Source organism: Streptomyces sp. NPDC059003 (genome assembly GCF_042740445.1).
GTDB lineage: Bacteria > Actinomycetota > Actinomycetes > Streptomycetales > Streptomycetaceae > Streptomyces.
The window spans coordinates 1-10,528 of record NZ_JBHYJH010000242.1 but is presented as its reverse complement, the minus strand read 5'-3'; the positions used below and the strand labels follow the sequence as shown (position 1 = coordinate 10,528).

Genomic DNA, 10,528 nt, shown 5'->3' with positions numbered 1-10,528 from the left:
GCCGCCCCCGCCGGCCTTCCCGCACCTGCTGTGTCAGGGATCGGTCGCCTCGTCGTCGTCCGGGCCGACGCGGCGCCGCCGGGAGAGACGGCGGGTGAGCGCGGCACGCCACCGGTCGATCCGGTCCTTGCCGATGCCCAGATAGCGCAGGACTCCGAGGAGCAGGAGCAGCAGAGCGAGCGTCATGGCACCTCCTTCGGTCGCTTCGGCCGGAACCCTTCGGACTCCTTCGGTCAGAACGCGCCGGTCACCGTGGAGGCGAGGTAGGCCTCGACGTCCGGGACCTCGGGGCGCACCACGTGCCGGACCCACGCGTCGCGCTCGTGCGCCAGCGCGACCAGCTCCCAGACGCACGCGGTGGCGCCGTTGGGCGCGGGCTGCCAGTCGTCGGGGGCCGACCACTGCGACAGCCAGGTCCGGGTGTGCAGGATCACGCGGTTGCGGCTCCACCAGCCGACGACGACATAACAGCCGTCGGGATCCTCGTGCAGCACGCTGAAGGCGTGGGCGAGCGCCTCGTCGTACGCCTTCGGCAGGGTGCGGAGCACCGCGACCCGCGCGGCCTCGACCACCTGCTCCGGGGGCCGGGGCCGCGCGGCCGAGATGCCGTAGCGCTTGACCGTCCAGCCGCGCACACGGTCGGGCTCGTAGGCCACCATGCGGCGCGGCGCGTACACCAGGGGAACCTCTCCAACAGCCATGGCCCGCAGGGTAGGCGGCACTTCTCAAGGCGAACTGGTGGTGCCCGGGCCCCATGAGCGGCTTCCGAGATCTCCACCAGCACCCTGGGCCACGATGAACCCGTCCGCTCAGGAGGGATGGTGTGTGGTGCGCAGGCTGAGCAGCGATTCCGCGGTCCTCACGGACGAGTACGCGATACGGATCGGACGGTGGAGCCAGTACGCGGGCACCGACCGGTTGCCGTTCCACGCCATGTGGTGCGTGGTGCCCCCGGGCGGCACGAGCGCACAGGACTGCCACCCCGAGGGGGAGCTCGCCGTCGTCGTCGGCGGGCAGGCCGCGTTCGTGATCGAGGACGGCGAGCCGCAGCCCACACCGGTGGGCACCGCCGTACTCCTCGACCCCAAGGAGCGGCACACCATCCGCAACCTGTCGGACACCGAGCCCGTGACGCTGCTCAGCATCTACTGGCTGCCGGGGGCCGACGCGAGCCGGGACGAGGTGGGCCCGGATGGCCGCTGACACCGAACGGGCTCCCGTGGTCGTCCTCAGCCCGCCGCCCACCCCGAACGGGCCGCTGCACCTCGGGCACCTCTCGGGCCCCTACCTCGCCGCCGACATCTCCGCCCGGGCGGCCGTGGCGCGCGGCGAGCGGGTCCTCACGGTGTGCGGAACCGACGACCACCAGAACTATGTCGTCGCCAAGGCGGAGCGGCTCGGCCGCAAGCCCGACGAGGTCATCGACGAGTACCGGACCCTGATCCGGCGGGCGCTGTCCCTGGCCGGCATCGACCACGACGTGTTCACCGCCCCGCGCGGCGACCTGGCCTACCGGTCGGCCGTGCGCGGGCTCCTCGACGGGATGCGGGCGGCGGGTCTGGTCCGCGACGCCACGTGGACGATGCTGGTGTGCGACGGCTGCGCGCGCACCCTGCACCACGGCTACGTCAGCGGTGGCTGCCGGGTCTGCGGCGAGGCCATGGGCGGCGGCACCTGCGAGGGCTGCGGCGCCTTCGCGACGGCGGCGGACCTGGTCGAGCCGCGCTGTTCCGGCTGCGGCGGGGAGCCGCGCCCGGTGCCGCACCGGGGGCCGGTCTTCGCACTGGCCCGCCATCGCGGGGCGCTGACCGAGATCTGGTCCCGCGCGAGCATCCCGCCCCGGGTACGGGCGCTGCTCGCCCGGGCCCTCGACCACGGACTGCCGGACATCCCCGTGAGCTACCCGACGGACTGGGGCATCCCGGTGGACGAGGCGGCGCGGGAGGACGAGCGCCTCGACGTGTGGTTCGAAATGGGCCTCGCCTACCTCTGGCTGATCGGCCGTCACCTCGACCCCGGTGCCAGGACGCCGGCCGAACTCGGCGCGGCCTGGGCCGGGCTCGGCGGCCTGTGGCCGTTCCTGGGCATGGACAACGCCTTCTATTACGCCGCCCTGTTCCCGGCCATGGCGGCGGCGGCCGGCGCACCGCTCCCCACGACGCTGACCGGCCTGGTGGTCAACGAGTTCTACCGCCTGGACGCGCGGAAGTTCTCCACCAGCCGTGGCCACGCGATCTGGGCCGACGAGCTCCTCGCCGACCAGGACCCGGCTCTCGTCCGGCTGTTCCTCGCCTGGGACCGCCCGGCGCCGTACCCCAGCAACTTCACGTCGGCGGCCTACGACGCCTTCGTGCGGCGCTGGACGACGGCCCCCACCGGTCTCGGCGACGGCGGTCGGCGCGCGCACTCCGCCCTCGTCGAAGCGGACCTGGACCGGGCCGAACGCGCCCTGCGCCCGGAGTCCTTCGACCCGGCCCTCGCCGCCCGCTGCCTGCTGCGCCCGGCGCTGGACGACGGCCACCTGCGGGCGCGGCGGCTGCTCGGCCTGCTGACCGGGCGCTGAGGGGGATCGCGTGCGGATCTGTGTCGTGGGTTCCGGGATCGCCGGTGCCCTGCTGGCCTGGCGGCTGCGGCGGTCCGACCCGCGCGGCGAGGTGCGCCTGGTGACCGCCCCGGCCGCGCCGCCCGGCGAGGCCACCGCCGCGTCCGGCGGGCTCGTCCGCGGCTTCGAGGCCGACCCGGCCGCCTGCCGGCTGGCCTGCGAGAGCCTCGCCGAACTGCGCGGCGACTCCGCCCTGGCGGCCTGGGCGGACTACCGGGAGACCGGCTCGGTGTACGCCCTCGCGGGCCCGGAAGACCCGGGCGACCGACTGGCCCTGATCGAGGAGTTCCTGCCCGGTTCGGCCGAGCCGATGGACGCCTCGGCGCTGGCCCGCGAGCACGGTCTCGCCGTGCCCCGGCACGCACAAGGGATGGTCGAGCGGCACGCGGGCTACTTCCGCCCGGACCAGCTGCGCCGCATGATCGCGCGCGACCTCCGCGCCCGGGGCGCCACCGTCGTGACCGGCCCCGCCCGCCGCGTGCTCGCCCTGCCGGACGGCGGTGTCGCCGTGGACTGCCCCGGCGCCGTCCACCCCTGCGACGCGGTCGTCCTGGCGACCGGCTGGCGCACCGGCGCCCTGCTGCGGCGCAGCGGCCTGGACGGCCCGGACCATCAACCACCCTCGCTGCGCACGAAGTTGATCCAGTACGACCTGTACGACGTCACCGGCCGACGGCCGTCCTGCTTCGTGGACGAGACGTCCGGCCTGTACGGGCGCCCGGACGGGGCGGACGGCATGCTGCTCGGCGTACCGAGCGACCGCTGGGACGCCGAGGCGGAACACCTGCGGGCCTCGCCGGACCAGCGTCGTACGGCCGAACACCGGGCGGCCGAGCGCCTGCCGGAGCTGACGCTGCGCCGCCACCGGCGCACCGTCGTGGCCGCGGACGCGTACAGCTCCTCCGGCCTGCTCGAGCTGCGGCCCACCGAGATGCCGTCGCTGTACACGTTCACCGGCGGCAGCGGCGGCGCGGCCAAGTCCGCGCTCGCCGCGAGCAGGCAGTGCGCCGACCGGCTGCTCGGCGGCGCCCCCGACCGCTGACCGCCCGCCCCTCGATCCACCCGCACCGTCCGTCGAGGACGCCGATCCCACGTCTACGAGGAGTCGCCATGGCCCGCGCAGTGCGCCGCACCCTGGCCGCCATCTGCCCGGAACGGGTTATCACCCCGGACGATCCGCGCTACGACCGCACGCGGCTGCTCTTCAACGGCATGTTCGACCACCGCCCCGCGCTGATCGTGCTGCCCAGAACGCCGGGTGAGCTCCAGGGCGTGGTGCGGGCCGCCCGCGAGTCGCCCCTGCCGGTCGCGGTGCGCGGGGCGGGACACAACATCGCCGGGTCGGCCGGTCTCGACGACGGCCTGATCATCGACCTGCGGCTGCTCGACCGGGTGGATCTTGACACCCGTACCGGTACCGCCAGGGTCCAGGGCGGCGCCACCTGGGCGCAGTTCGACGCCACCGCGTCCCGGCACGGCATGGCGGTCACCGGCGGCACCTTCGACACCACCGGCGTCGGCGGCCTCACCCTCGGCGGCGGAGTCGGCCACCTGATGGGCGCGTACGGCCTGTCGTGCGACAACGTGCTGTCGTACGCGCTGACGACGGCCGACGGCGAACGCCTCGCCGTGGACCCCGAGTCGGACCCCGAACTCGACTGGGCGCTGCGCGGCGCGGGGCACAACTTCGGCATCGTCGACGAGTTCACCTTCCGGGTGCACCCGCTGGAGCGGGTCCACGGCGGCCTCGTCGCCTACCCCCAGCACGAGATGGCCGCCGCCGTCCGGCTCTTCAGGGAGCTGATGACCGATGCCCCCGACGAGCTGGTGTGCATCCTGCTCCTGGAGCGATTCGGCCCGTCCCAGGCGGCGGCCGCGGTGATGAGCGTCTGCTACTGCGGCACGGACGCGGAGTACGTCGCCTCGCTCGAGAAGAGGCTGCGCGGCCCCGAGGTCCTCGACTGGCAGATCCAGGACCGCCCCTACATCTCCATGCAGCAGATCCTGGGCCGGCTCCCGTACGGACTGCGGCACTACTGGAGCGCACGCTGCACCAGCGAGCTGCCGGACGAGCTGATCGATGCGCTGGTGCGGCGGTTCCGGGCGGGCGAGTGGCGGGGCGAGTTCAACGACACCGTGTATCTGGAGGCGTTCAACGGAGCGGTGCGCCGCGCCCCCGAGCGGCCGTCGGCGGTTCCGTTCCGCGCGGCCCGGTTCAACGTGACCGGCATGGCGATCTGGGAGCCGGAGTGGGCCGACGACGAGCAGACCGCCTGGGCCAGGTCCGTGTCCGCGGCGGCCGAACCGTGGGCCGTCTCCGGCGACGGCTACATCAACTACGTGACGGACGCGGGCGCCGACCGCCGGGACCTCGCGGCCCGCGCCATCAGGACGTACGGCGCCGAGGGGCACCGCCGTCTGAAGGCCCTGAAACGCCGCCTCGACCCGGACAACGTGTTCCGCTCCCACTACAACATCGAGCCCGTGAAGGGGGCGGCGCGGTGAACCACGACAAGGTGGAACACGACAAGGTGAACGGCACCGACGTGACCGACGCCGAGGTGGACTACAACAACAAGTTCTTCGCCTCGTCCGCGGCCGAGACCCGGGGCGCGGACCACGACGTGCCGCTGGCGCACTACCACCAAGCAGGGTCGGTCGTCTGGGCCGAGTTCCGCGGCGGCAAGGTGCTCCTCGGCCGCCTCGTCGGCACCTGCGACGCCGAGGGAACGCTGCGGCTCGCCTACAGCCAGGTCCTGCACGGCGGAGCCGTCGTCGCGGGGGAGTGCGTCAGCACCCCCGAACTCCTGCCGGACGGCCGTATCCGCCTGCGCGAGCAGTGGCGTCGGCTCGACGACGCGGGGTCGACCGGTGTGTCGTACATAGAAGAAGTGGACGACCCCGCGGCGCACTGACGACCTCGCGGCACAGTGAAGATGCCCGCGGCGCACCGACGAAGCCCGCCCCGGCTACGCGTCGGTGGCCGATCCGTCGCCCAGGTCGTCGACGTACTGGCTGTGCGGGGGCAGGCCCGCGAACTTGCTCAGGAGGCGGGCGAAGTCCTTGCGGTCCCGCGGGGACCAGTCCTGCATGATCTCGCCGAAGAACTGCTGGCGCACCTGGTGGGTGAGGAGCGCCAGCGCCTTCCCGGCCTCGGTGAGTTCCAGACAGGCGCGGCGGCTGTCCGCCTGCGACGGCACCCGCCGGATGTAGCCCGCCTCGACGCTGGCGGCCACGAGGCGGCTGGCCCGGGAGGGGTCCACGGCGAGGCGCTCGGCGACCAGGCCGACCGTGACCTCCTGGCCGGGCTCCTCCGGCTCCTCCTCGACGGCGTCGACGACGACGGTGTGCGTCAGATCGACCGACCGGTCGAGACGGCTGGTCACGAACCGGCCGAGGGTGCGCTTGGTCTGGTTGCGCCGGATGCGGACCATGGCCCGCTCCACGGCCACGAGCGGCGGGTCGACCGGTACGCCGTCCATGGACCCGTCGGCGGCTGCCGAGAGCGCCTTCTCGGAGGGGTGGTCGTAGGGGGAGCTCGTGTCCAGGGGCTTCGTCATGTCTGAAGGGTACCCGTTGACGTGTGCCTTTAGCAGACATATGCTCAACGCATTCGTTTGACTTTGGCATGGATGTGTCGTTGTCAAGCAAGTGCTGAGGTCAAGTGTGTGCAGATGTCAAGCGTGTGTAGATGTCAAGTAAATCCACCGCCGTCCCCGGGAGCCGACCGTGTCCACCGCGCACGAGGCGCGCGACAGTGCCGAGGCACCGTCCGCAACGTCGCCCATGAGTCACCAGCACGTGCTGCTCGTCTACTTCGGCCTGCTGTTCGCCATGCTGATGGCCACCCTCGACTCGTCGATCGTGGCCACGGCGGTGCCGACGATCGTCGGCGACCTCGGCGGACTCGACCGCATCGGCTGGGTGTCGGCGGCCTACATCCTCGCCACCAGCGCGGTGATGCCGCTCGCCGGCAAGCTGGGCGACCTGCTGGGCCGCAAGCCCGTCTTCGTCGTCTCCACCGTCGTCTTCCTGGCCGGATCGGCCGCCTGCGGCGCCGCCCAGACCATGACGCAGCTCATCGTCTTCCGGGTCGTGCAGGGCATCGGCGGCGGCGGTCTGATGGCCGCGATGTTCGCCCTCACCGGCGACCTGTTCAGCCCGCGCGAACGGGCCAAGTACCAGGGGTACTCGGCCGGGGTCTTCGCCCTGTCCGCCATCGGCGGGCCGATCGCGGGCGGGTTCTTCTCCGACCACCTCACCTGGCGCTGGGTGTTCTACGTCAACCTGCCCATCGGCGCCATCGCCCTGGCCCTCGTCGTCGTCTTCCTCAAGGGCAGGACGCAGGTGGAGCGGCCGCGCATCGACTACCTCGGCATGCTGCTGCTGTCCGCGGGACTCGTCGCCCTGGTGCTGCTCACCAACTGGGCGGGCACCGAGTACGCCTGGGGCTCCGCCGTCATCGTCGGACTCGGCGTCGGCGGGGTCGCGCTGCTCGTCGGGTGGGTGTACGTCGAGCGGAGCGCGGCCGAACCGGTCATCCCGCTGGGCCTGTTCCGGGACTCGACCTTCGACATCTGCAACATCGTGTCGTTCGTCGCCGGTCTCACCGGCTTCGGCCTGGTCTTCTTCCTGCCCCTCTATCTGCAGATCGCGTCGGGCGCCACCGCCACCAACTCCGGCCTCCTGCTGCTTCCGATGATGTTCGGCCTGATGATCGCCTCGTTCGGGGTCGGCGGCGCGGTCGCCAAGAGCGGCCGCTACAAGTGGTATCCGGTGGCGAGCATGGCGCTCTCCGGCACCGCAGCGTTCCTGCTCTCCACGATGAGCGCGGACACGAGCCGGCTGACGTCGGGCTGCTACATGTTCCTGCTCGGCGTGGGCGCCGGGCTGTCCCAGCAGGTGGTCGTCGTCGCCGTGCAGAACGCCGCGCCGCCCCGCGACATGGGCGCCGCCACCGCGACCGTCACCTTCAGCCGGATGCTCGGCACCTCCTTCGGCGTGTCGATCTTCGCGACGGTCCTCAACAACCGCCTCGGCCACGAACTGCCGAAGTACCTGTCGGCGGGCGACACCCGACGCCTCCCCAAGGGCGGCTCGATCGCCCCGGAGTGGCTCAAGCGGCAGCCGGAGAGCCTCCGCGACGGCCTGGCCCAGGCCTACGCCCACGCCCTCAGCCCGGTCTTCCTCATCGCGGGCGTGATCCTCGTGGCGGGCCTGGTGGCGTCCCTGTTCCTCAAGGACATCGTCCTGGAGCAGCGCGGCTGGGGCGGCGAGAGCGAGACCGAGTCCGAGACCGCCGGCTGACCGCCCGCAGGGCGCGGTCGGGAAGGGAACCGCCATGTCCGTCTGGAAACGGCTCGCGCTGTGGCCCGCGGGAGCCCGCACCAAGTGGCTCGTCCTGGTCCTTTGGCTGCTCCTCGCCACGATGGCCGGACCCCTGGGGTCGAAGCTCACCGAGGCCCAGAGCAACGACGCCACCGCCTGGCTGCCCAAGAGCGCCGAGTCGACGCGCGCGTTCCGCGCGGGCCGCGACCACTTCGACATCGGCACCAACCTCCCAGCCGTCGTGGTCTACACCCGCGCCGCCGGCATCACGCCCGCGGACACCGCGAAGGCCGACCGCGACCGCGCCCGCTTCGCCCGCTACAGCGCCGGAAGCATCGCCCCGGTGGCGACCTCCAAGGACGGCAAGGCCCTCCTCCTGACCGTCCCGCTCACCACCCGCGGCGACGACGGCTTCACCCGACTCACCGACCACGTCAAAGACATCCGCCACGAGGCCCGCAGCGGCGCCCCCGACGCCCTCCAGGTCAAGGTGACCGGGCCCGGCGGCGCGGCCACCGACCAGTCGGAGGTGTTCAGCGGCGTCGACGGGCCGCTGCTGCTCGCCACCGTCACCGTCGTCGCCCTGCTGCTCCTGCTCACCTACCGCAGTCCCGTCCTGTGGCTCGTCCCCCTGATCGCCGTCGGCCTGAGCGCCGCCCTGGCCAACGCCGTCGTCTATCTCCTCGCCGAACACGGCGGCCTGGTCGTCAACGGCCAGAGCGCCAGCGTCCTCACGGTCCTGGTCTTCGGCGCGGGCACCGACTACGCCCTGCTCCTGATCGCGCGCTACCGCGAGGAGCTGCGCCGCAACGCCGACCGCCACGAGGCGATGGCCACCGCCCTGCGCCGGGCGCTGCCGGCCGTCCTCGCCTCCGCCGCCACCGTCACCCTCGGCCTGCTGTGCCTGCTCGCCGCACAGATGAACTCCACCCGGGGCCTCGGCCCGGTGGCCGCCGTCGGCATCGTGGTCGCCTTCCTCGCCATGACCACCCTGCTGCCCGCGCTCCTGGTCATCATGGGCCGGTGGCTGTTCTGGCCGTTCGTGCCCCGCGTCACCGAGACCGGCGACACCGCGGACACCGCGGCCGCACCCGACGCCGAGCGCGGCGTCTGGGGGCGCGTGGGCCGCGCGGTGGCCCGGCGCCCGCGCACCGTGTGGGTGGCGGGCGCCGTCGTCCTTGCGGCCCTCGCCCTCGGCAGCCTGGGGCTGCGTACGGGCCTTTCCCAGGCCGACTCGTTCACCAGCACACCCGAGTCGGTCACAGGACAACGGGCCCTGGCCGCGCACTTCCCGGCAGGATCGGCCGCCCCCTTCGACGTGTACGCGTCCGCCGCACGCGCCGACCAGGTCACGGCCGCCCTGAAGCGCACCCCGGGCGTCGCCGACGTCACGGCCCCCGCGCGCTCCGGCGACCAGGTCCACATCAAGGCCGTCCTGGCCGACCCGCCGGACAGCAAGGCCGCCGAGCGGACCATCGACCGCGTCAGGGCCACCGTGCACGGCGTCCCCGGCGCCGCCGCGCTCGTCGGGGGCGACACCGCCACCCGCCTCGACACCGCCCGCGCGTACACCCACGACGAACGCGTCGTCATGCCGCTCGTCCTGGCCGTCGTCTTCCTGGTCCTGACGCTGCTGCTGCGGGCCGTCGTCGCGCCCGTCCTGCTGCTCGCCAGCGTGGCCCTGTCCTTCCTCGGCGCGCTCGGCGTCGCCGTACTGATCTTCCGTGCCCTCGGGCATCCGCGCTCGGACGAGTCCCTGATCCTGATGGGCTTCCTGTTCCTGGTCGCGCTCGGCGTGGACTACACGATCTTCATGGTGACCCGCGCCCGCGAGGAGGCCGCCGCCCTGGGCCACGCCCCGGGTGTGATCCGCGCGGTCGCGGTGACCGGCGGGGTCATCACCAGCGCGGGTGTGGTCCTCGCCGCCACGTTCTCCGTCCTCGGCGTGCTGCCCTCGGTGAGCATGCTGCAGATGGGGCTCCTCATCGCCGTGGGCGTCCTCTTCGACACCCTGCTGGTGCGCACGCTGCTCGTCCCGGCGCTCGCGCTGGACGTCGGCCCGCGGCTGTGGTGGCCGAGCCGCCCGGCCCGGCAGGAGCACGCGGTGGCTCCCGCGGCAGGGCCCGGGGCGGTGCCCGCATCGGCAGCCGGGGAGGACCCCGCGACGACCCGGCCAAGCCGCTGAGCCCGTACGCACACTCCGTGCGCACGCCCGTCGTACGGTCCCTGAAGGAGGCGAGCCCACCATGGCAGCAAGCACCCGTCAGCGCATCGGCCCTGACTGGCCGCTGTCCTGGCCCGCCAGGCTGCTCCTCGTGTGCGGAGCGGCGCTGGCCCTGTTCGGCGACCCGCACGGCCACCGCCGCACCCGCGGCCGCGATACGCCCCCTCGACTCCCGTCGGTGTGACCTCCCCCGACCGCCGACGGGCCCACGGTGGCCCGAGGAGCGCAGCGCCCACTCCGCTCCTCGGGCCACCTCTCATGTCCCGTCCACGCACACCGGTCCGGGGGCGGGGGGGCGGGGGGGGCCGGGCCCCGTGGGGGGGGGGGGGTTTTGAAAAAAAAACAAACCCCCGCCAGCGGGTTGGTGTGGTGTT

11 protein-coding genes are annotated in these 10,528 nt (G+C 73.1%); 8 read left to right on the top strand and 3 right to left on the bottom strand.

Features of this window, described 5'->3' with window-relative positions:
* Positions 1 to 33: 33 nt before the first annotated feature.
* Positions 34 to 186, bottom strand: a complete 153-nt coding sequence (locus tag ACFWZ5_RS41845; protein WP_384799336.1) for a hypothetical protein — start codon at positions 184 to 186, stop codon at positions 34 to 36.
* 47 nt (positions 187 to 233) lie between these two features.
* Positions 234 to 701 (bottom strand): hypothetical protein, encoded by a 468-nt coding sequence (locus ACFWZ5_RS41840; protein ID WP_384799339.1) that lies wholly within the window; start codon positions 699 to 701, stop codon positions 234 to 236.
* A 124-nt stretch (positions 702 to 825) separates the two neighbouring features.
* Between ACFWZ5_RS41840 and ACFWZ5_RS41835 the strand changes: the two genes are divergently transcribed.
* The 5 genes from ACFWZ5_RS41835 to ACFWZ5_RS41815 all read left to right on the top strand — a co-directional run bounded on the left by ACFWZ5_RS41835 (position 826) and on the right by ACFWZ5_RS41815 (position 5,517).
* Complete coding sequence (locus tag ACFWZ5_RS41835) at positions 826 to 1,203, top strand: cupin domain-containing protein (protein WP_384892347.1); 378 nt, start codon at positions 826 to 828, stop codon at positions 1,201 to 1,203.
* A complete protein-coding gene (locus tag ACFWZ5_RS41830; RefSeq protein WP_384799345.1) occupies positions 1,193 to 2,563 on the top strand; it encodes a class I tRNA ligase family protein in 1,371 nt (456 codons plus the stop codon). The genes ACFWZ5_RS41835 and ACFWZ5_RS41830 overlap by 11 nt, the downstream gene beginning before the upstream one ends.
* Positions 2,564 to 2,573: 10 nt before the next feature.
* Positions 2,574 to 3,644, top strand: coding sequence for an NAD(P)/FAD-dependent oxidoreductase (locus ACFWZ5_RS41825; protein ID WP_384799348.1), 1,071 nt, complete (start codon positions 2,574 to 2,576; stop codon positions 3,642 to 3,644).
* Between the two features lie 68 nt (positions 3,645 to 3,712).
* Positions 3,713 to 5,107, top strand: coding sequence for an FAD-binding oxidoreductase (locus ACFWZ5_RS41820; RefSeq protein ID WP_384799351.1), 1,395 nt, complete (start codon positions 3,713 to 3,715; stop codon positions 5,105 to 5,107).
* Positions 5,104 to 5,517, top strand: a complete 414-nt coding sequence (locus ACFWZ5_RS41815; RefSeq protein WP_384799354.1) for a hypothetical protein — start codon at positions 5,104 to 5,106, stop codon at positions 5,515 to 5,517. The genes ACFWZ5_RS41820 and ACFWZ5_RS41815 overlap by 4 nt, the downstream gene beginning before the upstream one ends.
* A 54-nt stretch (positions 5,518 to 5,571) precedes the next feature.
* Here the strand turns inward: ACFWZ5_RS41815 and ACFWZ5_RS41810 are convergent, their stop codons facing one another.
* Positions 5,572 to 6,162 carry a MarR family winged helix-turn-helix transcriptional regulator gene (locus ACFWZ5_RS41810; RefSeq protein WP_384799357.1) on the bottom strand — a complete coding sequence of 197 codons (591 nt, stop codon included), beginning with the start codon at positions 6,160 to 6,162 and terminating at the stop codon, positions 5,572 to 5,574.
* Positions 6,163 to 6,388: 226 nt separating this feature from the next.
* Here ACFWZ5_RS41810 and ACFWZ5_RS41805 point away from each other — a divergent pair, with 226 nt between their 5' ends.
* The 3 genes from ACFWZ5_RS41805 (at position 6,389) to ACFWZ5_RS41795 (ending at position 10,338) form a co-directional block, all read left to right on the top strand.
* Positions 6,389 to 7,909 carry an MDR family MFS transporter gene (locus ACFWZ5_RS41805; RefSeq protein WP_384799360.1) on the top strand — a complete coding sequence of 507 codons (1,521 nt, stop codon included), beginning with the start codon at positions 6,389 to 6,391 and terminating at the stop codon, positions 7,907 to 7,909.
* Positions 7,910 to 7,943: 34 nt separating this feature from the next.
* Positions 7,944 to 10,115, top strand: a complete 2,172-nt coding sequence (locus ACFWZ5_RS41800) for an MMPL family transporter (RefSeq protein ID WP_384799363.1) — start codon at positions 7,944 to 7,946, stop codon at positions 10,113 to 10,115.
* 61 nt (positions 10,116 to 10,176) lie between these two features.
* Positions 10,177 to 10,338: a hypothetical protein gene (locus tag ACFWZ5_RS41795; protein WP_384799366.1), complete on the top strand. Its 162-nt coding sequence runs from the start codon at positions 10,177 to 10,179 to the stop codon at positions 10,336 to 10,338.
* Positions 10,339 to 10,528: the final 190 nt, after the last annotated feature.

Excerpts from the sequence above, each read along its gene's own strand:
- ACFWZ5_RS41845 (WP_384799336.1), bottom strand. The coding sequence starts at position 186 with ATGACGCTCGCTCTGCTGCTCCTGCTCCTCGGAGTCCTGCGCTATCTG.
- ACFWZ5_RS41840 (WP_384799339.1), bottom strand. The coding sequence starts at position 701 with ATGGCTGTTGGAGAGGTTCCCCTGGTGTACGCGCCGCGCCGCATGGTG.
- ACFWZ5_RS41830 (WP_384799345.1), top strand. The coding sequence starts at position 1,193 with ATGGCCGCTGACACCGAACGGGCTCCCGTGGTCGTCCTCAGCCCGCCG.
- ACFWZ5_RS41795 (WP_384799366.1), top strand. The coding sequence starts at position 10,177 with ATGGCAGCAAGCACCCGTCAGCGCATCGGCCCTGACTGGCCGCTGTCC.
- ACFWZ5_RS41805 (WP_384799360.1), top strand. The coding sequence starts at position 6,389 with ATGAGTCACCAGCACGTGCTGCTCGTCTACTTCGGCCTGCTGTTCGCC.
- ACFWZ5_RS41800 (WP_384799363.1), top strand. The coding sequence starts at position 7,944 with ATGTCCGTCTGGAAACGGCTCGCGCTGTGGCCCGCGGGAGCCCGCACC.
- ACFWZ5_RS41810 (WP_384799357.1), bottom strand. The coding sequence starts at position 6,162 with ATGACGAAGCCCCTGGACACGAGCTCCCCCTACGACCACCCCTCCGAG.
- ACFWZ5_RS41820 (WP_384799351.1), top strand. The coding sequence starts at position 3,713 with ATGGCCCGCGCAGTGCGCCGCACCCTGGCCGCCATCTGCCCGGAACGG.